This is a genomic window from Sphingomonas sp. FW306-05-A, from assembly GCF_058782275.1.
Window position 1 is genome coordinate 139864 of the sequence record NZ_JBYSXN010000002.1, and the last position, 23555, is coordinate 163418.

At 67.2% G+C, this 23555-nt stretch carries 19 protein-coding genes; 5 read left to right on the top strand and 14 right to left on the bottom strand.

Going from position 1 to position 23555, the window contains the following annotated elements:
- Nucleotides 1–50: 50 nt before the first annotated feature.
- From addA to AC3WJR_RS09580, 10 genes are all read right to left on the bottom strand, one after another.
- Nucleotides 51–3500, bottom strand: coding sequence for a double-strand break repair helicase AddA (addA, locus tag AC3WJR_RS09535; protein WP_492724505.1), 3450 nt, complete (start codon nt 3498–3500; stop codon nt 51–53).
- Nucleotides 3501–3668: 168 nt separating this feature from the next.
- Entirely contained in the window at nt 3669–6614 is a 2946-nt protein-coding gene (addB, locus tag AC3WJR_RS09540) for a double-strand break repair protein AddB (protein WP_492724507.1), read from the bottom strand.
- Nucleotides 6607–7371, bottom strand: a complete 765-nt coding sequence (locus AC3WJR_RS09545; RefSeq protein WP_492724509.1) for a nucleotidyltransferase family protein — start codon at nt 7369–7371, stop codon at nt 6607–6609. Before AC3WJR_RS09545 ends, addB begins: the two co-directional genes overlap by 8 nt.
- Nucleotides 7368–8336 (bottom strand): aminoglycoside phosphotransferase family protein, encoded by a 969-nt coding sequence (locus AC3WJR_RS09550; RefSeq protein WP_492726085.1) that lies wholly within the window; start codon nt 8334–8336, stop codon nt 7368–7370. The genes AC3WJR_RS09545 and AC3WJR_RS09550 overlap by 4 nt, the downstream gene beginning before the upstream one ends.
- Nucleotides 8333–8773 carry a tRNA (adenosine(37)-N6)-threonylcarbamoyltransferase complex ATPase subunit type 1 TsaE gene (gene tsaE, locus AC3WJR_RS09555; protein ID WP_492724511.1) on the bottom strand — a complete coding sequence of 147 codons (441 nt, stop codon included), beginning with the start codon at nt 8771–8773 and terminating at the stop codon, nt 8333–8335. Before tsaE ends, AC3WJR_RS09550 begins: the two co-directional genes overlap by 4 nt.
- Nucleotide 8774: 1 nt before the next feature.
- The gene (locus tag AC3WJR_RS09560) at nt 8775–9074 is read right to left on the bottom strand and encodes a CcdB family protein (protein WP_492724513.1); all 300 of its coding nucleotides are present in this window, start codon (nt 9072–9074) and stop codon (nt 8775–8777) included.
- Nucleotides 9074–9322, bottom strand: coding sequence for a type II toxin-antitoxin system CcdA family antitoxin (locus AC3WJR_RS09565; protein WP_492724515.1), 249 nt, complete (start codon nt 9320–9322; stop codon nt 9074–9076). Before AC3WJR_RS09565 ends, AC3WJR_RS09560 begins: the two co-directional genes overlap by 1 nt.
- 52 nt (nt 9323–9374) lie before the next feature.
- Nucleotides 9375–11729, bottom strand: a complete 2355-nt coding sequence (locus AC3WJR_RS09570) for a sensor histidine kinase (RefSeq protein ID WP_492724517.1) — start codon at nt 11727–11729, stop codon at nt 9375–9377.
- Nucleotides 11730–11897: 168 nt separating this feature from the next.
- On the bottom strand, nt 11898–13313 hold the full coding sequence (ahcY, locus tag AC3WJR_RS09575) for an adenosylhomocysteinase (RefSeq protein ID WP_492724519.1): 1416 nt from the start codon (nt 13311–13313) through the stop codon (nt 11898–11900).
- Between the two features lie 143 nt (nt 13314–13456).
- Entirely contained in the window at nt 13457–14017 is a 561-nt protein-coding gene (locus AC3WJR_RS09580; RefSeq protein WP_492724521.1) for a YqgE/AlgH family protein, read from the bottom strand.
- Nucleotides 14018–14139: 122 nt separating this feature from the next.
- On the opposite strand from AC3WJR_RS09580, the gene AC3WJR_RS09585 reads away from it, so the two are divergent.
- From AC3WJR_RS09585 to AC3WJR_RS09600, 4 genes are all read left to right on the top strand, one after another.
- Nucleotides 14140–14619, top strand: coding sequence for a peroxiredoxin (locus AC3WJR_RS09585; protein ID WP_354284313.1), 480 nt, complete (start codon nt 14140–14142; stop codon nt 14617–14619).
- Nucleotides 14620–14709: 90 nt separating this feature from the next.
- On the top strand, nt 14710–14982 hold the full coding sequence (locus AC3WJR_RS09590; RefSeq protein WP_492724523.1) for a hypothetical protein: 273 nt from the start codon (nt 14710–14712) through the stop codon (nt 14980–14982).
- A gap of 85 nt (nt 14983–15067) precedes the next feature.
- Complete coding sequence (locus AC3WJR_RS09595) at nt 15068–16525, top strand: AMP nucleosidase (protein ID WP_492724525.1); 1458 nt, start codon at nt 15068–15070, stop codon at nt 16523–16525.
- Nucleotides 16526–16585: 60 nt separating this feature from the next.
- Complete coding sequence (locus AC3WJR_RS09600) at nt 16586–17038, top strand: hypothetical protein (RefSeq protein WP_492724527.1); 453 nt, start codon at nt 16586–16588, stop codon at nt 17036–17038.
- Between the two features lie 94 nt (nt 17039–17132).
- Here the strand turns inward: AC3WJR_RS09600 and AC3WJR_RS09605 are convergent, their stop codons facing one another.
- From AC3WJR_RS09605 to AC3WJR_RS09620, 4 genes are all read right to left on the bottom strand, one after another.
- Complete coding sequence (locus AC3WJR_RS09605; protein WP_492724529.1) at nt 17133–19523, bottom strand: TonB-dependent receptor; 2391 nt, start codon at nt 19521–19523, stop codon at nt 17133–17135.
- Between the two features lie 258 nt (nt 19524–19781).
- A complete protein-coding gene (locus AC3WJR_RS09610) occupies nt 19782–21029 on the bottom strand; it encodes a CaiB/BaiF CoA transferase family protein (RefSeq protein WP_492724531.1) in 1248 nt (415 codons plus the stop codon).
- A gap of 52 nt (nt 21030–21081) precedes the next feature.
- Nucleotides 21082–22176: a Gfo/Idh/MocA family protein gene (locus AC3WJR_RS09615; protein WP_492724533.1), complete on the bottom strand. Its 1095-nt coding sequence runs from the start codon at nt 22174–22176 to the stop codon at nt 21082–21084.
- A gap of 28 nt (nt 22177–22204) precedes the next feature.
- Nucleotides 22205–22477, bottom strand: coding sequence for a response regulator transcription factor (locus AC3WJR_RS09620; protein WP_492724534.1), 273 nt, complete (start codon nt 22475–22477; stop codon nt 22205–22207).
- 283 nt (nt 22478–22760) lie between these two features.
- Between AC3WJR_RS09620 and AC3WJR_RS09625 the strand changes: the two genes are divergently transcribed.
- Entirely contained in the window at nt 22761–23438 is a 678-nt protein-coding gene (locus AC3WJR_RS09625) for a FadR/GntR family transcriptional regulator (RefSeq protein ID WP_354284299.1), read from the top strand.
- Nucleotides 23439–23555: the final 117 nt, after the last annotated feature.

Here is a 23555-nt window from a genome sequence, read left to right on the forward strand (position 1 = left end):
TGTTGGGCTGAACGTAAGGTCGCCGCCCTCGCACCTCAAGCGCACGAAGCCTAGCTTTGCTCCGCGCTCGCAAAGCCGGGCTTGTGCGTGGCGAGCGCCTCGGGCGACAGCAGGTACAGCGTCGGCCCGCTGGTATAGAGCAACGCCGCCTCCACCAGCCGCCCCGGGAAGATCACGCGCAGCGCCGCGGCATAGGCCGCCATCTGCTTGATATGATAGGGCGGAATCTCGGCTTCGCTGCCAGGCACGCTGCGCCCGGTCTTGAAATCGACGATCCGGATCCGCTCGGGCTCGACCAGCAGGCGATCGACCGTGCCCGATACGACGAACCCGTCGGGCAGCACCGCCGCGATCGGCGCCTCGGCGAGCGACCGCTCCCCGAACGCCTCTGCAAAGCGCGGATCGTCGAGCACCGTCAACACCGGGTCGGCAATCGCCGCGCGCATGGCAGGATCGGCGACCGCCCCGCTCCGTTCGAGCCAGCGATCCGCCGCCACCGCGCGCTCGTCGGGCGCAACCGGCGGCAAGCGTTCGAACAGGGCGTGGATCAGCCGCCCGCGCTCGGCGGCATCGCGCATCGCCGGCGTCGGCGGCGCGTCCGACACCACGTCATCGCCCAGCGACGATGGCGCGAGCGGGCGCGGTGGGCGCGATTCGACCGGCGCGTCGCGTAGCGCCCAGTCCGGCACCGTCACGGGCTCGCGCCCCTCGCCGCTCTTCGCGCGCACCAGCGGCACCGGCTTTTGCGGCGCATGGCCGATGAAATCGCGCGGCGCAGCCTCCACGGGCAACCCGAGCGCAGTCATCGCACGGTCGGCGGCGGCGTACCAGCTTGCCTCGGGGGCAACGCCCTTCGCGCTCGGCCCGACCGATCCCGCGATCACCAGCCGCTCCTCGGCGCGCGTCGCAGCAACATAGAACAGCCGCCAATGCTCCTCCAGATCGCGCGCCGCGGCATCGTCGACCAGCTCGGCGAGCGGCCCGGTCGCCTCGCCCTTGCGCGGGCGGATGATCGGGATCGCCGCCGCCATGTCGCCCGCGGTCCATTTGAGCGTCGAGCGCGGCGAGCGCGTCGGGTCGACCGCCGCGTCCGCGAGGATCACCAGCGGGGCCTGCAACCCCTTCGCGCCATGCGCGGTCATCACGCGGACCGAATCACGCGGCGTGGAGGGATCGCGCTTGATCTCGACCTCACCGCGATCGAACCAGTCGAGGAAGCGTTGCAGCGACGGCGTCCCGAGTGATTCGAAGTCGAGTGCTGCGCTCAACAATTCCTCGATCGGGTCGCGCGCTTCCTGCCCCAGCCGCCGGAGCAGCTTGCGCCGCCCGCCGAGCGGCCCGGACAGCAGTTCCTCGAGGAACTGATAGGGCGTCGCGAAATCGGCGCGATCGAGCATCGCATAGACCGGTGCCAACTCGCTGCGCGGCATGGTCTTGCTGATATGCCGCCACAGGCTGACCGCGCGCTTGGGCGCGGCGTCCATCAATTGGTCCTGGCTCCACCCGATCAACGGCGAGACCAGCAGCGACGCCAGCGACAGATCGTCCTCCGGCTGGAGCACGAAGCGGATCGCGGACAACAGATCCTGCACCGACAGCGGCGCGTTGAGCCGCAGCCGGTCGACCCCCGCGACGGGCACGCCCTCGGCATACAGCCGCGCGACGATCAGCGACGCGAGGTCGCCACGCCGCTTGACGAGGATCATGATGTCCTCGGGCTGGAGCGTGCGCCCCTTGCTCTCGAGCATCAGCGTGCCGACCCAGCCTTTGATAGTCCGCGCGATCTGCCCGGCAAGTGCACGGGTCGCGTCGCCGATCCAGCCTTCCTCATCCTCGTCGCCCGCGCCTGCGACCACCAGCGGCCACAGGCTGACCGTCCCCGGCCCCGGGACTTCGCTCGCGTGGCGCTCGCGGTCCGCGATCAGCCCCATGCCGGGTTCGGGGAGCAGTTCGAGCGCCGAATCGACGAATTCGAGCACCGGCCTGGTCGAGCGGAACGATTGCGTCAGCGACAGCCGATGCCACGGCCGCGCGCGCATTTCGCCGGTCCGCGCGCGTTCGGCGCTGTCCGAATCCCACGCCGCCTCCGCCAGCCGCCCGAAACTGAGTTCCGCCGCACCAAAGTAGCGCGGGTCGGTCCCCTGGAACCCGAAGATCGCCTGTTTGAAATCGCCGACCGTGAACAAGGTGCGGACGCGCTCGCCGTGGCTGCCGTCGCCCGCGAAGAATTCCTCGGCGAGCGCGCGGATGATCGCCCATTGCTCGGGGTTGGTGTCCTGCGCCTCGTCGATCAGGACATGCTCGGTCGCCTGGTCGAGCTTGTAGCGGACCCATTCGCCCATGCCGGGCTGTTGCAGCAACGCGATCGTCGCGCGGATCAGATCGTCGAAATCGACCGCACCGAGCCGGTGTTTGGCGCGGTCATAGGTCGCGGCATAATCGCGCCCGACCATCAGCGCATCGGCGAGCAGATCGGCATAAGCCGCACGCTCGCGCAGGCCGAGCAGCGTGGCGCAGGCTTCGCCGACCTCGATCGCGATGCCGGCATAATCCTCGTCCGCGGCCAGCAGCTTGGGCGAATATTTGCGCGGTTCGCGCTTGGCGGTGAACGGCACGCCGATCAGGTCGCCGAGCATCCGCACGCGCATTTCGGGCGTCGCCTCGACCCAGCATTCGGCGATGTCGGCGTGGTTGCCGCCGGTCGCGGTCCCCCACGCGCGGTTCGCCGCCGCGAGCCGCGCGACGCTGTCGACGTCGAACTCGCTATCGTCGCACGCTTCGCACAACACCGCCTCGATATCGCCGGGCGGCAAGGCGAGTGCGCGGCGGATGAAGGGCTGGACGCCATCGCCAATCGGCAACTCCGCCATCGCGGCGGGCGCACGCGCGCAGGCGAGCAGATACCGTTCCGCCTCGCCCTCGCCCAGCCGCAGGCTCAGCGCGCCGACGGTGGTGATCGGTTTCTCGCGCCCCTCGCTCTCGGCGGCGACGAGCATCTCGGCGAGCGCGTCGCGCGCCATCACCGCTTCCTCGCGCGCCTCGATCGGGCGGAAGCCGGGGACAAGCCCCGCCTCGACCGGGAAGCCCGACAACAGGCTCTGGCAGAAACCGTGGATCGTCTGGATCCGGATCCCGCCGCCGGGCGAATCGAGCACGCGCGCGAACAGCGTCCGGGCGCGCTGCTTGAGCTCGGGGGACGGGTCTTCGCCGAGCGCATGGAGATCGCGCGCGAGATCGGGCTCGGCCATCCGCACCCACGCCGCGAGCCGCTCGCCGATCCGCCCCGCCATTTCGGCCGCGCCCGCCTTGGTGAAGGTCAGGCACAGGATCGCCGCCGGATCGACCCCGCGCAGGAGCAAGCGATAGACGCGCGCGGTGAGCACCTGCGTCTTGCCCGTCCCCGCCGAGGCGGACAGCCAGACGTGCCCGCCGGGATCGCTCGCACGCGCCTGCGCGTCCTTGAGGATCGGGAGCGGGCGGTGGCCCTTGGGTTCGCTCATCGGGCGTGGCTCCCCGCCATAGCGCGGCGCTTACCCATTTTTCCTGCTGCCTTCCCCGGCGAAGGCCGGGGCCCAGGAGTGAGCGGGTTGTTGGAGAGCACAGCATTGCCAAACCTGGGCCAGCGCGACTGGGCCCCGGCCTTCGCCGGGGAAGGGAATTTGGAAAAGCTACTCACGCCCATACCATTCATCCCGGCGCATCAACTGATCATATTCCGCAAACGGCGCATAATCCGGGTGCAGCTTCGCCTCGAACCCGCGCATCCCCGTCAGCCATTCCCCCGCCGCATCGCTGAAGTGCCGCGCGGCGAGCGTCACGAAATCCTCGGGCAGCACCTTGTCGAGCTTCCCCGCCGAATCGACCGGGGACGATACCTTCCCGAACGCATCGCCATTCTTGGTCAGCGACCAATATTCGAACCCGCGTGCGATCCCCGCAATATCCTCGAATCCGCCGCGCTCCGCGATCAGCCCGAGCAGCCCGAGCTGCAGACTGAACCCCTCGCGCACCGCCGCCGCCGAGGGGGCCTTGCCGGTCTTGTAATCGATGATCGCGAGCGTCCCATCCGGATTACGATCGATCCGGTCGAACTTGCCGGTCAGCGTGACCCCCGCAATCGCGACCTTGCCCGATTGCTCGACCGCGAGCACGCTCCGCCCCGCATCCGCCTGCTTGCCCATTTCCGCGACGATCCAGTTGATCGCCTCCATCAGCCGCGGCCGCCACAAAGCCCGCTGCATCGGATGTGCGCCATCGAACATCGCCAGCGCACGACCATGAAGCGTGTCCAGCGCACACGCATCCTCGCGCGCCCATTGTTCGAGGATCGCGTGCACCGCGGTGCCGCGCCACGCCGCACTCGGATCGGCGTCGACCGGGTCGAGCGGCACGAGGCCAAGGATGCGCTTGGCGTAAAAGGCGTAAGGGTCGGCCTTGAGCCGGTCGACATCGGTCACCGCGATCGTCGTCGGGCGACGCTCGGCGGGGGGCACCGGCACCGGGCGCGTCGCGGGCTCATGCGCGCGCGGATCGTCGACCGCGCGCGCCCAACCCTCCAGCGCGGCAGCCCGCTCGAACCGCTCGCCCGCCAGCGCCTGCAACCGCAGCCAGAAGCGCGACGCGATCGCGGGTTGCGTGCCCCCGCGCCGCGCACGCGTGATGAGAGCGCTCGGCGCACCCAACGCCTGGGCGAGATCATGCGCCGCCATCCCGACACCACGATCCAATCCGGGAAGCCCGAGTTCGATCCGGATCCGCGGTGCAAGCCACGGGTCGGGCGCGGGCAGGCCCGGCCACGTTCCCTCGTTGAGCCCGCCGAGAATCATCACGTCGGCGGTCTGCAACCGCGCCTCGATCAATCCATAGATCGCGATACGTGGGTGCCCGCCCTGCTGCGCGCGCACTGCGACCTCGTCCATCAACGTCGCAAGCAACGGCGCGAGGCTCGCCGGGTCGACCATTGCCGGCCCCTCGCCCGCATGATCCTCGATCCCGCGCAGCAATTCCGCCGCAGCACGACCGTTGGGGCCAGCCCAGAGCGCATCGCCGCACAGCATCTGCGCAGTCTCGCGCAACCCCGCAACGAGCGCCGCCAGCGGAGCCGCGCGCGAGAACAACGGTTCGAGCGGCTCGAGCAAGGCGCGGGCCTCGGGCCACCACGCGGTCGCATCGCCCGCGCGCCGTGCCTGTCGCAGATGTGCGTCGATCCCCACCAGCCCCGCCGCCGGACGCGGCCCGCGCAGGACTCGGTCGAGCGCGCGCACCCCGTCGAGCCAGCCCGTCCGCTCCGGCCCCGAGCGTACCAGCGGATGCTTGAGCAACGTCAGCAAGGCGAGCGGCGCGAACCGCTGGGTTGCGGCTTCCGCGAGCGCAGTCAGCAACGTCCCCGGCGGCAGGATCGACAAGGGTCGCCCGGCCGAATCGTCCACGATGATGTTCCACCGCTTGCAATGCGCCGCCACGCGCCGCGCGAGCCCGCGATCGGGCGTCACCAGCGCAGCGGTCCGTCCAGGCATCTCCACCACTTCGCGCAACGCCAGCGCAATCGCCTGCGCCTCTTCGCCGGGGGTCGCGAGTTCGGCGGCGGTGATCCCGCTCAGCCTGCGCTCCTCGGCGGGAAGCGTCGTCCATTTGGCAGTCGCCTCCGCCGCAGCCAGCGCATTCGCCACCGCCTTGCCGCGCGCGACCGTCGCGTCATGGTCGCTGCCGTCGCGCCACTGGCGGACTTCGGTGCGGTTGACGCTCATCCGCTCGAGCAGCAGCTTCAGATGGAATTGCGGATGCGTCTCGATCGAGCGGCGCGTGCTGCCGGTGTCGGGATCGAACCGGTGCGGCCCGAGCGCCTGCCATTCGCCCTCGTCCATCGCGATCGCGAGATCCGCCATCACGACCATCCCGCGCGGGCTGTCCGCGACGCAGCGCAGCAACCGCGCCACCGCGGGCGCGCTGTCGGTGATCCCCGCCGCACAGACGAACCCCGCGGGCGGCGTCGCATCCCATCGCTCCGCCAGCCGCCGCAGCAACCGCGCGCGCCGGTCCGCCAGGTCGATCCGCCCGATCCGCGCGAGTTCGCCCGGCCAGCGGTCGAGCACGATCTCGAACAGCGCGAGCGCGCGTTCCCAATGCGCCGACATCGCTTCGTTGAGCTCGATCTGGCGCAACCGGATCGGCGCGACATCCTCGACCAGCAACTGATCGAGCGTCCGCGCGAGATCGCCCGCCAGCCGGACCGCTTCCGCCGCATCGATCGGCTGTCCGCCACGCTGGCGTTCCTCGCCGATCAGTCGCGCGAGGATCATCCGCCGTTCGAGCGGCTCGACCGCGGGCGGGATCGGCTCCGCGCTATCCGCCGGATCGAGCGCCGCGCCGACGCCTTCGTCGAGCGCCGGATCGCCGATCGCGACCATCCGCGGGAGCAGCAATCCCTTGTCGCTTGCGCGGACGAACGCCTCGGTCAGCGCGCGCTTGGCGCGATTGTTGGGGAGCAGCACCAGCCCGCGCGCGAGCCCGAGATCATCGCTTCCGAACTGCCGGATCAGCCCCGCCGCCAACGCATCGGCAAAGGCGCGGTGGGCGGGGATCGTGAAGATCTTGGGCCGGACGGGCTCAGCCATCCGCGAGCATGACCTCGGTCTTGCCGACCGCCGCGGGCGTGCCGACGTCGAACCACAGGCCCTGATGCACCAGCCCGTAGGCACGCCCCGCCGCGATCGCGCGTTCCCAGAACAGCATCGTCGAGAACGGCCCCTCGGGCCAGTCCGCGATCACGCGCGGCGACAGGATCTGCACCCCGGTATAGACGAAGGGCGCGAGCTTGCCGGGTTGCCGCCGCCCGATGATCTTGCCGTCGGCGGCAAGCCGAAAGTCCCCCTGCCCGGCATGATGATTGGCGCGCGCGAGCGGCACCATCAGCAGCAGCGCATCCATCTTGGCGTCGTCCCACCGTGCGGCGAGCATGCGGATCGCGTCGCTCGGGCCATCGACCCACAGATTGTCGCTGTTGACGACGAGGAACGGATCGTCGCCGATCAGCGCGCGCGCCTGAACGATCCCGCCGCCCGTCTCCATCAGCTGCTTGCGTTCGTCGGAGACGACCACGTCGATCCCCGCGACGCGGTTGTGGAGATGCGCTTCCAGCGTGTCCGCGAGATAATGGACGTTGACCACCGCACGCTCGACGCCGCCCGCGCGAAGCCGGTCGAACACGTGATCGATCAGCGCGCGCCCGTTGACCACCACCAACGGCTTGGGTCGCGTCGCGGTGAGCGGGCGCATCCGCTTGCCGAGTCCTGCGGCCATCACCATCGCGGTCTTCGGCACCGTGCCCCCCGGATCGGGCCGGATGTGCAACGTCCGCTTGGGTCCGATCACGCCGACAGCTCCATCGGATTGCCGCGCAGCTCAGGCGGGATCGTCGCGTCAAACCATTCCCTGACCGGCGCAAGCGCGGGATGCGCGAGATCGCGATCGAGATAGGCCCACACCCTCGGACACAAAGCGGCGTAGCGCGGCTTGCCATCGCGCTGCCACAGCCGCGTGAAGATGCCGACGATCTTGGCGTTCCGCTGCGCGCCGAGCACGGCATAAGCGGTATCGAAATCCTCGCCGGCGGCAGACGCGGCACGGTAATAAGCGAGCATCTCGGTCTCGACCGTTTCCGCGACATCGCGACGCGCATCCTGCAGCAACGACACCAGATCATACGCCGGATGCCCCGCCAGCGCGTCCTGGAAATCGAGCAGGCCAAGCGCATCACCGTCGCCCAGCAGCATCAAATTCTCGGCATGATAATCGCGCAGCACCGTCACCATCGTGCCGTGGAGCGTCGTGCCCAGCACCGCATCCCACGCCTGGTCATACGCCGCCTGGTCCGGCGTCACGCCGATCGCGGGGCAATACCATTCGGTCAGCAGATTGGCCTCGCGGTGGAGCACCGCCAGATCGTAGCGCGGCACGGGCGCCGCTTCCTCGCGCTGCAACCGGACCAGCGTGTCGATCGCCGACCGGTACAGGCCCGCTTCGCGTGCGGGGTCCGCATCGATCGTCTCGCGCATCCGCACGTCCCCGAAATCCTCGAGCAGGACCAGCCCCGTCGCCAGATCAGTCGCGTGGATCGCGGGCGCGGCAAACCCGCGTTCAGTCAGCCAGCGCGCGATGTCGATGAACGGCTGCGGATCCTCCTCCGGCGGCGGTGCGTCCATCAGGATCGCGCTGCGATCCCCCGCGCGCACACGGAAATATCGCCGGAACGACGCATCGCCCGCAACCGGATCGATCGTCGCGTCGGACCAGCCGTGCGCCGCAAGGAACGCCGCGGCGGCGGCGGGTGGGGTCATATCTGCTGCCATCGCTCTCTCCAGCCCGGCGGGACGGCGGCTGTCAAGCGACGCTGCCCGTCTTCTTCGTTCGCCAGCGTCAGCATCAGCGCATCGGGCCAGTAACCGGGCGCGCGTTCGGGCCATTCGATAAGCAGCAGCGAATCGCTTTCGGCTTCGTCCAGCCCCAGTTCGGTAATCTCGTCCGCGTCGTCGATCCGGTAGAGATCGACGTGCAACACCGGAAAGCGCACCTCGGGCGGCGCATAAGGCTGGACGATCGCGAAGCTCGGCGACGGGGCCTCGCCCACCAGCCCCAGCGCCGCAAGCAGACCGCGCGCAATGCTCGTCTTGCCCGCGCCGAGCGGCCCGGCCAGCGTAATGACGTCGCCGGGGCGAGCAAGGCCCGCCAGCCGCGCGCCCAGCGCCTCGGTCGCGGCGGGATCGGCAAGGATCATCTCAATATCCCGTCAGCAGCATGTCGAGCGCATTCATGATCGCCGTCTGCTCATCGACAAACCCGGCAACCCTATTTCCCATGCGATTGCAGGGCACGGTTCCCGCCATTTGCGTCGCCAAGACATACTCCGCGTGCGCGATACGAAAAATAGGGTTCAACCTCGCATATAAAGCCCGAAACCGGACCGCCGGGACCAATGGCACGACGAACCGGGTTGGTAGCATGGTCAGCAGGTCGGCCTGGCAGTCCAGCACGATGTCGCTGGAGTCGCGCATCCGATACGCCTCGAACCGCGCCATCAGAACTGGCGGTATCGTTCGAGCGGCAGGCCGTAGGTCGCAATATATTCGGTATAGGCTTCGGTGGCCTCCCTGTTTTCCTCCTGCCACCGCCGAATCCGCTCGGCACTGACCGCGTCGCTCAGGCCCTGTTCGCAGGCACGCGATACGTTGATGCCTAGCTCTTTCGCCGACGCGACGAGCTGCTCGTCCAGCGTCACGTTGGTGGGGCGACGAACGGCCGTACGATCTTCCCGAACCCGCGCCATCCCGTCCTCCCGCTATGCGCACAACCTATGCGCATAGCCGCGCCGGTACAAGTCAACGCCGCGGCAAGCGGACCGTGATGAGCGTGCCCCGCCCCGGTTCGGACACCAGCTGGATCGTCCCGCCATGCGCTTCGACGAACTGCCGTGCGAGCGGCAAGCCGAGCCCGAGCGCGCGTTCGCCATTGCGGGTGATGCCGGGCTGCCCGAACCGATCGAACGCGCGCTCGACCATTTGCGGGGTCATGCCGATCCCATCGTCCGACACGATCATCCGAACCGCCGCAGCCGTGCCGTCGACCCGCAACAGGATCCGCCCGCCCTCACGCGTCCCCGCGATCGCGTGGCGGAGCAGATGTTCGACCATCTGCTGCAGGCGCCGCGCATCGCCGAACACGTGCCCGGTCGAGGGTTGCAGGTCCGTCACGAAGTCGAGCTTGCGCTTGCTCGCAAGCCCCGCGACCGATGCCGCCGCCGCCTGCGACGTGACGACGAGATCGACCTCGCGCTTGTCGAGCGTAACGGTACCGCCCTCCGCCTGGGTCAAGTCAAGCACTTCGTCGACCAGCATCCCGAGCCGCTCGACCGATTCGAGGATCGCTTCGACATAGCCTTCCGCCGCCTTGCTCAGCTTGCCCGCATAACCTTCGTTGAGCATCTCGGCGAACCCGCTGATCGACGTCAGCGGGGTGCGCAATTCATAGCTCATCGTCGCGACGAAGGCGGTCTTGATCCGGTCCGCCGCTTCCAGCGCCTCGTTGCGGTCGCGCAGCGCGCGCTCGATCCGTCGGCTGTCGGAAATGTCGAGCATCGTGAACAGCCCGTTGCCATCGGGCAGCGGCACCGCGGCGAATTCGTAATGCCGACCGTCGGCGAAGGCGACCCGCCCGGCGCGCTGCTGGCGCTCGACCGTCGCCGCGCGGACCAGATCGCCGATCAGCCCCGCCCGCGCCGGGTTGGCAAGCTGCTTGGCAGCCGCCTCCGCCAGCACGTCGACGCGCGGATGAGTCGCGAGGAACTCTTCTTCGAACCCCCAGAGCGTGCGGAACTTGTGGTTCCACAATTGCAGCCGACCGTCCGCCGCGAACACGCCGAGCGCCTCGTACAGATTCTCGAACGTCGCGGTCCGCACCCGCAGCAGCGTGTCGCGCGCGCTGGCGAGCTGGACCTGTTCGGTGCGATCCTCGAAAATCAGCAGCAACCCGCCATCGGGCAACGGCTGCGCCACGACGCGCAGATGTACCCCGCCCGGCAGATGCCATTCTTCCTCGATTGCACCGCCCGCCGCGAGGAACCATTCGCGCCGTTCGTTCTTCCAGCCCGGAAAATCGCGGACTTCGGGCAGACGCGATGCCTCGCGCATCCGCTCCAGCACGCGATCGAATTCGGGACGATCGGCGAGCCACTCGGGCTTCATCGCGAAGATCCGGCGGAACGGCTGGTTGCAGAACACCAGCGCCCGGTCCGGGCCGAACTGCACCACCGCCGCCGAGACGCGATCGAGCATCGCGCGCTGCGCATCGTCGAACCGCTTGAGCTGTGCGCGCGCCTGTTCGAGGTCCTCGATATCGATCGCGAAGCCCGCAACCCCGCCCGCCGACAGCGGCGCGTCATACACGCGCAGCATCCGTCGTTCGCCGCGGATCGTGGCGGGAAGCGTCTGTGTCTGGATCGCCTTCGCATCGCGCGCCATCACCGCGCTCGCAAGCGGTCCGCCGACCCCCGACCCCTCGACCAGTTCGAGTCCGCGTTGAACCACATCCTGCGGCGAGATCCCCTCGACCGCATCGACATAATGCGAGTTGACCATCGCCAGCCGCAGGTCCGGCCCGCGGTACCACATCGGCATCGGCGCAGCCTGGATGATGCCGCTCAATTCGTCATAATGCGTCGTCGCCTCGTCGACCGCAGCGCGCAACTGCACGATCTCGGCTTCGCTGTCGGTCGCGTCGAACACCCACACCACCACGCCCCCCGAAATCCGCACGTCGCGCGCCGCGCGACTGCCCCGGATCATCAGCGCGCGCGACGATCCCAGCGCACGGATCGCGCGGGCGAAGGCACGCCCCGACTTCTGCGCGGCGGCGACATCCCCCGACAGCGCGGTAAAATCCTCGGGCGCGATCCCCGCGCCGTGCACCGACAGGTCGTTCAGATAGCGCGGCGGGGTCGTCAGGCCGAACCAGTCGGCGAGTCGTTCGGAACAGTCCACCCGCCCGTCGGCATGCACGATCATCGCGAGCGCAGGCGCGGAGGCGAGCATCGCGGAAAGCCGCGCATTCTCGGCAAAGGTCGCGGCCGCCTCGCGACGCGCGCGCAGACCGCCGTACAGGATCACCGAAGCGCCCGTCAGCAGAACTGCCAGCCCAACCCCGCTCAGCAGCAGCGAGCTCTGCACCAAACCGATCATCCCGCCCCTTTACGACGGCGCATTGCCCGTTCCTTCACGTACCCGCTGCGCTCCACCGGTACCACCGCGTTGACAGAGCGTGCGGCGGATCCACCGCATAGATCAAGAAAAAAGGCGGCGAGCCAGTGCTCGCCGCCTTCGTTCGACATCGATTGCCGTGGTCGGCGATCAGTAGCGATAGTGATCCGGCTTGAACGGACCCTCGACCGGCACGCCGATGTAATCGGCCTGCTTCTTGGTCAGCTGGGTCATCTTCACACCGAGCTTTTCGAGGTGCAGCGCCGCGACCTTCTCGTCGAGGTGCTTGGGCAGGACGTAGACGTCGTTCTTATACTGCTCAGGGTTGGTGAACAGTTCGATCTGCGCCAGCGTCTGGTTGGTGAAGCTCGCCGACATCACGAACGACGGGTGGCCGGTCGCGTTGCCGAGGTTCACCAGGCGGCCCTTGGACAGGATGATGATCTGCTTGCCGTCGTCGAACTCGACGAGATCGACCTGCGGCTTCACTTCGGTCCACTTGTAGTTCGACAGCGCCGAGATCTGGATCTCGGAGTCGAAGTGGCCGATGTTGCAGACGATCGCCATGTTCTTCATCGCCCGCATGTGGTCGGCGGTGATGACGTCGGCATTGCCGGTCGCGGTCACGAAGATGTCTGCGCGGGTTACCGCCTCTTCCATCGTCACGACCTCGAAGCCCTCCATCGCCGCCTGCAGTGCACAGATCGGATCGACTTCGGTCACCAGCACGCGGGCACCGCCGTTGCGGAGCGACTGGGCTGAGCCCTTGCCGACGTCACCGAAGCCGGCAACGGTCGCGACCTTGCCTGCGAGCATAACGTCGGTGCCGCGACGGATCGCGTCGACCAGCGATTCCTTGCAGCCGTAGAGGTTGTCGAACTTCGACTTGGTCACGCTGTCGTTGACGTTGATCGCGGGGAACGGCAGCTCGCCCTTCTTGGCGATCGCATACAGGCGGTGCACGCCGGTCGTGGTCTCTTCCGACACGCCCTTGATGTTCTTGACCGTCTCGGTGAGGTAGCCGGGCTTCTTCGCGATGAACGCCTTCACGGCGCGCTGCATCTCGACTTCTTCCTCATTCTCGGGCTCGCCGAACGAATGGCCGGCTTCGAGCTTGGCACCCCAGAGCGCGAACGCGGTGGCATCGCCACCGTCGTCGAGGATCATGTTGCAGGTCTGGCCGTCGCCATTGTCCCAGTCGAAGATGTTGCCGACATAATCCCAATAGTCCGCGAGGCTCTCGCCCTTGATCGCGAACACGGGCACGCCCGACGCTGCGATCGCGGCAGCGGCATGGTCCTGCGTCGAGTAAATGTTGCACGTTGCCCAGCGGACGTCGGCACCGAGCGCGGTCAGCGTCTCGATCAGCACCGCGGTCTGGATCGTCATGTGGAGCGAACCGGTGATGCGCGCGCCCTTGAGCGGCTTGGCCGTGCCGAATTCGTCGCGGAGAGCCATCAGGCCGGGCATCTCGGTCTCGGCGATGTTGATTTCCGCGCGACCGAAATCGGCGAGGGTAATGTCTGCGACGACATAGTCGGTCGGCTTGTCGAGAACGGTGGCCACGGGGCATCTCCGATTGAGTTGATGCCCGCGCCCTTACTGCCGAATAGCCGTCGGATCAAATATAAAGATGTCTTTATATGTCGGTCCGAAGGGGCGCCGTCATGCGCTCGATCGCTGTCTGTGCGACGATCGCGACGTTTGCCTCAGGCATTCCCCGCCCCGCTGACGAGCAACCGCGAGTCGATCCCGGCCCCGCCGAACGCCTGCTCCCACCGGCGCTCCGCTTGCGTATCATAGAGGATCGCCGGGTCGCCGGGCGTGCTGAACCAACCATGCCGGCTCATCTCCGCATCGAGCTGCCCCGCCCCCCATCCGGCATAACCAAGCGCGACGATCCAGCGCGACGGCCCGGCTCCGGCGGCAATCGCGCGGAGCACGTCGGTCGTGCCCGACAGCGCCCAGCGGCTGGCGACGCTCACCGTGTCCTGCCCGCCCCAGTCCTGGCTATGCACGACGAACCCGCGCTGCGGTTCCACCGGTCCCCCGATATGGACCGGGGCATCCGGTGCCACGCCCGGATCGATATCGAGCTGCCCCAGCACCGCGTGGAGACCGATGCCGGGAAGCGTGTCGCCGATCCCGATCCCGAGCGCGCCTTCCGCGTCGTGCGCGCACATCGCAATGATCGCGCGCTCGAACCGCGGGTCGCCGATGCCGGGCATCGCGAGCAGGAACTGGCCGGTCAGATATGTCGTTGAGTCCATCATCCCGCATCATAGGCATGTGGGTGAGCGCTCGCCATGCTTGAAATTTGGCTGCCGCTGGCCGACGTACCGCCCAGCCGTTTCCCCATTTCGGGTCGGAGCGGCCGCATCAGGAGATTCTCATGACGATCAACGTCGGCGACCGCGTCCCCACCACCATGCTCACCAAAGTCACGCCCGATGGCCCGGATCAGGTCAGCTCGGACGAATTCTTCAAGGGCCGCAAGGTCGCGCTCGTCGCAGTTCCAGGGGCCTTCACGCCGACCTGCTCGGCGCGCCACCTCCCCGGCTTCGTCGACAAGGCGGCGGACCTGAAGGCCAAGGGCATCGACGAGATCGCCTTTACTTCGGTCAACGACGCCTTCGTCATGGGTGCCTGGGGCAAGGCCAGCGACGCCGGCGACATCACGATGCTCGCCGACGGCAACGCCGAGTTCGCCAAGGCCGTCGGCCTGACCTTCGATGGCTCCAAGTTCGGCATGGGCGAGCGCAGCCAGCGCTATTCAATGCTGATCAACGACGGCGTCGTCGAACAGCTCAACGTCGAGGCACCGGGTGAATTCAAGGTTTCGTCGGCAGAACATCTGCTGAGCGAAATCTAACGCACGACGAAACGAGTGTGGCGACGGAACCTCCGCTCGCCGCACTTCGTTTCTCATCCGGAACACGTCTTTATGCGAAGGGAGATCATCATGACGGATACGATCAAGCAGGCTACCGACACCGCGCAGGATCTTGGCAACAAGGCCGCGACCGAGGTCAAGAAGGTGGTCGATCCGTCGATCCTGACGCAGGCGCAGGAAGCCGTCACCGACGCGTTCAACGCGACCGTCGAGGCGGTCAAGGAACATCCGGTCGCGGCAGCCGCAATCGCAACCAGCGCGGCCGCCGCAGTGGCGGGCACGGTATATGGCGTGAAGAAGCTTCGCGAAGGCGAAGACGTGATTCCGCCCCTCAAGAAGTAAGGCGATCGGGCACGCGCCTCTCCGGTGCGTGCCCCAATCCATAGCCGGTCTTGCGCGTGTAACGATACCGCATTAGCCGCTGTGCATGACGCAAGCATCCGACATCGTCGCCGAGCTCGACCGCCTGTACCGCGCGTCGGTCGAACGCCTCCAGGCGGCCCTCACCACCTATATCACCACCGGCCAGCCGCCCGCGCGCGAAAGCCGCAGCGACGGCAGCTTTGCCTACCCCGAAATCCGGCTGCACTATCGCGGCGGCGAGGATCGTCCGGTGCCCCCCCGCTCGTTCGGCCGTCTCGTCAGCGAAGGTGCCTATGCGATCAGCGTCACCAAGCCCGCGATCTTCGCCGACTATCTGACCGAACAGCTAACGCTTCTGATCGAGGATTACGACGTCACCGTCGAGGCGGTTCCCGGCCGGCAGGAAATCCCCTTCCCTTATGTGATCGATCCCGGCCATGCGCTGAGCCTCGACGCGGTCACCGCGACCGACTTGTCGCGCCACTTCCCCGCGACCGAACTCGCGCATATTGGTGACGAGATCGCGGACGGGCGCTATGCCGTGCTGGCCGGCGGGGCGCGTCCGCTGGCGCTGTTCGACGGGTTGCGCACCGATTTCTCGCTGGCGCGGTTGCGGCATTACACCGGCACGCCCCCCGAGCACGTCCAGCGCTACGTGTTGTTCACCAACTATCACCGCTACGTCGACGAATTCGTCCGCTGGGCGTGCGCGCAGCTCGAGCCACACGCGGACGGCACGCCAAGCCGTTATGTCGGCGTGTCGGGCGCAGGCGGCGTGATGATGCGCGCGGGCGATGACGTCGAGGCGATGCTCGCCGACACCAGCGCGTGGCGGCGGCACCAGATGCCCGCCTATCATCTGATGGCGGCGGACGGCACGGGGATCACGTTGGTCAACATCGGCGTCGGCCCGTCCAACGCCAAGACGATCTGCGACCATCTCGCGGTGCTGCGTCCCGAGGCGTGGCTGATGATCGGCCATTGCGGCGGCCTGCGCCCGAGCCAGCGGATCGGCGACTATGTGTTGGCGCACGCCTATCTGCGCGACGACCATATTCTCGATGACGTGCTGCCGCCCGAAATCCCGGTGCCGGCGATCGCCGAAGTCCAGTTGGCACTGGCGCGCGCGGCCGAGACGGTCTCGGGCCAGACCGGTGACGAGCTCAAGCGCCGCCTGCGCACCGGCACGATCGTGACGACCGACGACCGCAACTGGGAACTGCAATATTCGCGCTCCGCCTTGCGCTTTTCGCTGTCGCGCGCGGTTGGAATCGACATGGAATCGGCCACGATCGCGGCACAAGGCTACCGATTCCGCGTGCCCTATGGCACGCTGCTGTGCGTCTCGGACAAGCCGCTCCACGGCGAGTTGAAGCTCCCCGGCCAGGCCAACCGCTTCTACGAACGCGCCATAAGCGAGCACATGCGGATCGGCATCGAAGCCTGCGAGGAACTCCGCCGCGAAGGCAACAAGTTGCACTCCCGCAAACTCCGCGCCTTCAACGAGCCGCCGTTCCGGTAAGAGACGGGAAACCAGCGTCGCGTTGCGCGTTGAGGTTGCGACCAATGCAAGGATGAACCGATGGCCACGCCACCGAAAAAGCCGACCGATACCGAAACGCCGACCGAGGCGGCCGCACCGCCCAGCCCAGCGAAGCCGCCCAAGCCCCCCAAGCCGGACAAGCCCGCACGGGCAAAGTCCGGATCAGCCGGCAAGGCTCCTGCGCCGCGCAAGCCCGCCAAGCCGCGCAGCGCGGCCTCGGGGCGCCCGGTCAATCCGGGCAAACCGATCGTGAAGCCGGCACCCCCCGCCGCCCCCACGTCCGCGACCCGGAAGCGCTGGGGCTCGGCAGCGGCCGTCGTTGGCGGACTGGCTGCCGTGGTTGCCACCGCCGCTGCGCTGTTCGCGCTGCGCGGAAGCACGCCGGTTGCCGACAAGCCCAACCGCGGCAAGCGCGCGCATCAGGCCGACGGCAGCAATTCGAGTGCATCGTTCGAGGCAGGCATCGCCGACGAAGGCACGATCCCGGAATAAGCCACACCCGCACTTTGCCGGTTCGCGTTGCGCAATATCAACAACAGACCCGGGGCCGTACCGCCATCACTGGCGGTCGGCCCCGGTATCACGATCAGAAGCTCACGCTCACCGTCCCGAACACCTGCCGCGGTGCCAGCGGGAACACACTGTACGTGTTGGTTGCCGAACCAATGCTCAGCGACGACGCCGCCTTGCGGTCGGTGATGTTCGTCACGTTGACGCTGACATGCAGCGCCTTCGCCAGCATCCGCTGATCGAGCGGGATCGTCGCCCCCACTTGCCCGGCCAAAGTGAAGTAGCCCGCCACCGACAGATCGTTGGTATAGGTCGCATAGCGGCGGCCGATATAGTCGCCGATCAGCTGCGCATCCAGGATGCCGTGCCCGACCGACAGCACCGTCTTGTTGAGCCAGTCCGGCGACCCCGGAACGTTCTTGTCGCGCGTCGGCACGGTCGTCGTTCCGCTGACGTAGTCCTGCTGATATTTCGACGTATTGTACGACAGCGCATTGTACAGCGACACACGCGGCCCGGCATGGAGCGTGAACGCGACATCGGCCCCGGTCGTCTTCACCCCACCGACGTTCTGCAGGATCGCCGCGCCGCTGGTGATCGCATTGACGGTCGGGTTGGGCGAGATGCCAAGCAACCGGTTCGAGAAATCGACGTGATAGACGCTCACCTGTCCCTCGATCGAGAAGATGCCGCCCAGCCGGTGATGCGACCGCAGACCGCCTTCATAGGTCCAGCTCGTCTCCGGCTGGACGTTCGCGGCGAACAGGTCGAACGCGCCCTGGCTGCCAAGCGCGAACGGCGACAGCCCCGCCGCCGCACTCGTCTGGAACTGGCGGATGTTCTTCTGGGCATTGGCGAACAGCTGGTCGTTCGGCGTCACGTCCCACACTGCGCCGACCTGCGGCAGGAACACCTCGGTCGTTTCCAGCGCACCGTTGGGCAGCGCGATCGAGCCGGCGAAAGACCCCGGCAGCGGCTGGACCTTCACCCGCTGGGTCGCGAACTGGTAGGTCGACTTGAACCCCGCGAGGATCGTCACCGTCGGCAGCACATGCCACGCGTCCTGGATATGGCTCTGCAGTTCGTCGACGCGGACTTCGCTGTAATATTGCGTGATCAGCGGGGTCAGCGTGTCGCGCGGACGCTGATACGGCGTCGAGGGGTTGTTGACATCGAGCGCATACCAGCGACGGAATGCCGACGAACTCTGATGCTCGAACCAGCCGCCGAACTCGATATCATGGTTACCAAGCGCCAGCTTCATCGTCTGAACGATCCCGCCGCGATCGATCCGATACTCGGTCGTCCGCGTCGCGAAGCCCGAGCCGCCGAACACGCTCGAGAGGTTCCGCCCGGGGTAATAGACCGAGAACAGCTGCGGCAGCCCCGCCACGGTGATCGGCCCGGCGACCACGCCGACGCCGTCATTGTGATGATAATAGACCTTGGCGTCGTAGCTGACCTTGTCGCTCAACCGCGCGGTCATCGCGAGATAGCCGAGATAGTCGGTCCGCTGCGCATCGCTGTAATAATTGCGGTAATTGTCCTTCGCCGCGGTGTAGGCAGGCGACGTCAGATATGCGACCGCGCTCTTGAAATCCGGGTAGAGGAACGGGCGGACATACGGCACGTTGCCCGGCGTCTCGCCCTTCGAGATGTTGACGACGGTCGCATCCTCGTTCGGCTCGGTCTTGTCCGAATAAGCAAAATATCCCGTCAGCCGCAGCGCACCGCTGTCATGGACGAACTTGCCGTTCGCCTGATATCCGCCCTGCTTGCCGTTGAAGTCCCACGCGCGCGCATCCTGCCGCACGCCCGAAACATAGAAGGCATTGCCGCCGCCAAGATCGCCGCTGTCGACGCGCGCGAAGGTGCGGAAGGAGTCATAGCTGCCGACCGTCTGCGCGATCGTGGCGCCGCGCTCGCGCTTGGGGTCGCTGGAGAAGGTATCGATCGTTCCGCCGAGATTGCTGGTCGACGCGGTCCCCAGATCGCCCGCGCCACTCGCGAGCGTGACACGCCCGACATTCTCCGAGATGATCGCACGTTGCGGCGACAACCCGTTGTAATTACCGTAATTCTGGTCGCCCAGCGGGATCCCGTCGAGCGTATAGCCAAGCTGCTGCTGGTTGAAGCCGTGGATGAACAGCGAGATATTCTGTTCGTTGTTCCCCCACGGATCCGCGGTCAGGAAGGTCACGCCCGGCAGCGTCTGGATCGCCTTCAGCGGGTTGATCCCCGGCAGGATCTTCTGCATCTCGACGCCCTCGAGCTGCGTCACCGACCGAGTGCTGCGACGGGCGGTCACGACTATCTGCCCGGTTTCGGTGGCATCCTCAACAGGCGTGGCGACGGGGTCGGCGGGAACCGCGACTGGCGGGGTTTCGGGCGCAGCTGCTGCCATCGTGGGCAGTCCACCCATCATGCCGAGCGCAAGCGCACCCCAAGAAACCATCCGGAACGTCATGTAAAATCCCCCTGTCGCACTGCAACACACGGGCGCTTAGGCGGGATATGCGACGGGATGGCGTCAGTTGGATGACGCGCAGAAGTCAGTCCGGCGGGGCATGTTCTCTCTTCGCTTTCAACCGCCTTCGCTTCCCCGGCGAAGGCCGGGGCCCAGTCGCGGAACAGAAGAGTGCTGGCGACTGCGCGATGTTACGTCCGCCAGCGCGACTGGGCCCCGGCCTTCGCCGGGGAAGCGGACGTATATCAGCGCGCGCTCCTACCCGGGAATGACCCCCGCCGCCGCCAGACCATCGAGCGCATCCGCCGACAACCCCAGCGCCTCGCGGAGCGCATCCCGCGTATCCGCCCCGGCGCGCGGCGGCGCGTGGTCGTACCGTGCAGGGGTAGCAGACAGCTTCGCAGGAAAACCCACCACCCTCAGCGGCGTGCCGTCCTCCCGGTGCATCGTCTGGACGCTGGCGCGCTCCACGACATGCGGGTCCCCGATGATTTCGGGCACGCTCTGCACCTTGCCGGCCGGAAGCTTGGCGGTTTCCATAGCAGCCACCAGATCGTCGACCCGCCACCGCGCGACAATCGGGCCGATCACCGCATGCAGCGCCTCGCGGTTGACGCTGCGTAGCGCCACGGTGGCAAAGCGCGCGTCCTCGATCAGCGGCGCGAGGCCCAGAATCGCGACGAAGTCCCGAAACTGCCGGTCGTTGCCCAATGCGACGACGATGTCGCCGTCGGCACACGCATAATCGCGATACGGCACGATGTCGGGATGGTCGTTGCCCAACCGCCCCGGCACCGCGCCCCCGTTGAGATAGCGCGACGCCTGGTTCGACAACAGGCTAAGCTGCGTGTCGAGCAGCGCGCAGTCGATATGCTGCCCCTCGCCGGTCGCATCGCGGTGCCGCAGCGCCGCGAGGATCGCGACCGTCGCATACGTCCCCGTGAACAGGTCGATGATCGGCACGCCGACCTTCATCGGCCCACCGCCGGGGACGCCGTCGGGCAGGCCGGTGATGCTCATCAGCCCGCCCATCGCCTGGATCAGGAAATCATAGCCGCCTTTGTCCGCATAGGGCCCGGTCTGGCCGAACCCGGTGATCGAGCAATAGACCAACCGCGGGTTGAGTGCGGAAAGGCTCGCGTAATCGAGCCCGTATTTGGCAAGCCCGCCGACGCGGAAGTTCTCGACCAGCACGTCGCTCTGCTGCGCCAGCCGACGGATCAGATCCGCCCCCTCGGGCTTGGCGAGATCGATCGCGAGCGACCGCTTGTTGCGGTTGGCGCACAGGAAATAAGCGGAATCGCCCGAACCGTCATCGAGCGCGGGGCCGCCCCACCGGCGGGTGTCATCCCCCTGCCCCGGCTGCTCGATCTTGAGCACTTCGGCACCCAGATCCCCCAGCATCTGCGTCGCCCACGGGCCAGCGAGCACGCGTGAAAGATCGAGGACCTTGATGCCGTTCAGGGCGGCGGGAGACGGTAGACCGGGAGGGGGAACGCTGGACATACGCAAGGTGCTGCCACGAAACGCAGCAGCATACGAGGGGGGAGCGCGACGTTCAGAGCTTGATCGTCCGCCCCTCGCGCGCCGAACGATAGATCGCTTCCACGATCCGCATATCGCGCAGCCCCTCCTCGCCCGAGACGATCGGCTGCCGACCCGTCATCACGCTTTGCGCCATGTGGTCGAGCTGTCCCGCAAACTGCGTCTTGGCCGGACCGGGTGGCGGCGTGATCTTGCGTTCGCGGCCGTCCTTGCCGACCCACATCTGGTTGCCGTCATAGCGCGTCGCGGGTTCGAGCTCGATCCGCCCGGCGTCGCCCATCAGCAGGATGTGGTTCTGGTTCGCGCTGTACATCGACTGGCACCCGGCGATCGCCCCCGACGGGAATTCGAGCGTCCACTCGATCATGTCCTCGACTTCGCTGAAGCGGGGATCGCGCCGGTCGGTGGATTCGCGCGCGGTCACCGCGACCGGTTCCTCGCCCGTCATGTAGCGTGCCGCCTGCAGGCTGTAGATGCCCATGTCCATCAGCGACCCGCCCCCCGACAAAGCGCGCTTGAGCCGCCATTTCGACGGATCACCCTGGACGAAGCCGTGCTCGGAGCGAACATAGCGGATCTTGCCCGCCGCCCCGCTCCGCGCCAGCCGCATCGCCTCCAGGTTATGCGCCTCGAAATGGCAGCGATAGCCGATCATCAGCTTGCGATCCGCCTTGCGGCATGCCGCGATCATCGCCTCGCATTCGGCGACCGAGATCGCCATCGGCTTCTCGCACAGCACATGCTTGCCCGCACGCGCTGCGCGGATCGTGTATTCCGCATGCATCCCGTTGGGCAGGCAGACATAGACGATGTCGATTTCGGGATTGTCGCGGATCTTGTCGAAATCGGCGTAGGAATAGATCGCGCGCTCGGGCACGCCGTGCGCGCGCGCGACGCGCTGCGCCTTGGCGCGGTCCCCGCTGACCAGCGCCACGAGCCGGCTGTGCTCGCAATTGACGAATTGCGGGATGATGACGTCGAGCCCGTAATAGCCAAGGCCGACGATCGCATAGCCGAGCGGGCGCTCCGTCGCCGCGCATGCCGACCCCGCGGGTGCGAGCAACACGGCGGCCGAGCCGAGCAAAACGTCGCGACGTCCGATATCCATGCGCATCCTTCCCAAAACCGTTATTCGCTCAGTGCGCGAGCGTTCGCCCGTTCCAGCCGAGCAACTGGGCGGTTATTGCAAGCTGCGTGCGATTGCGCACCTGCAACTTGCGCATCAATGCGGTCATATGCGCCTTTACGGTCGCCTCGGCGATCCCGAGGTCGAACGCGATCTGCTTGTTGAGCTGCCCGGAATAGACCCCGTCGAGCACCTTGCGCTGCGTCGGCGTCAGTAAAGCGAGCGGTGGCGACGACGCGGTCGCGGCTTCGGTCGCCGATGCTTCTTGTCGATTGGTTTTCACACAACCTCTCCCTGATGATCTGCCCGACGCTGCAGGCAGTGCACGGTCGGCCCCAACCGCCGTTCGAGTCCCGTTTTCGGATCCTTCGTGTGTCAGTCTAGGCAAATTGGTTGGACAGATTCAACCTACAATCGCATTTTGCCGTGCGATTGGTATCAATCGTTGCAGATTTAACGCAAACGTTGTCGGACAGGTTGGTCATGCGGATGAACGGGTGCGTTGGCGTTGGCAGTCATTCGATGCGTCCGCTAACCTGCATCGAGCGCGGACGAGGAAAGAAGCGATGAGCGAAGGGCGCCTGGCGGACCGTGCCTATGCCGGCATCGTCGAGATCATCAACACCGACGATTTGTCCGTCGGGGATCGGCTGCCGTCCGAGGCGCGCCTTGCCGAGATGTTCGGCATGTCGCGCACGATCGTGCGCGAGGCGCTGGTGCGGTTGGCGTCCGACGGGATCACCGAGGCGCGGCGCGGCGCGGGCTCGTTCGTCAAGAACCGTCCGTCGAACCAGCTGATCGCCTTCATGCCGATGGACCACATGTCCGCCACGCTCGGCACCTACGAGGTGCGTTTCGTGCTCGAATCCGAGGCGGCCCGGCTCGCGGCGACGCGACGGTCGGAGGATGAGATGGCGCAGATCGAGGATGGCCTCGACCAGCTTCGCACCGCGCTGTTGTCGAGCGCGCCGGCGCATGACGAGGATATGGAGTTTCACCGCCGCATCATGCTCGCGACCGCCAACCCTGCGTTCCTGGTGACGTTCGAGGCGCTGTTCGCCGATGTCGACCGGATCATGCGCGCCGGCGTCGACATCTCGCGCTCGCGCCCGCCCGAAGTGATCGGTGCGATGCTGCGCGAACATGAGATGATTGTCGCGGCGATCCGTGCGCAGGACGCGGACGGCGCGGCGCTGGCGATGCGTTGGCATCTGTCAGAAGGGCGCAAGCGGTTGATGCCGTAAGGCTTCCCCTCCCTTCGCCGCCCGCCCCTCCCCGCCTGCCCCTCACTGCCTGCCCCTCACCGTCCCGCCCCCAACTCCGTTCGGGCTGGGCGAAGTCGAAGCCTGCTCATACCGTCG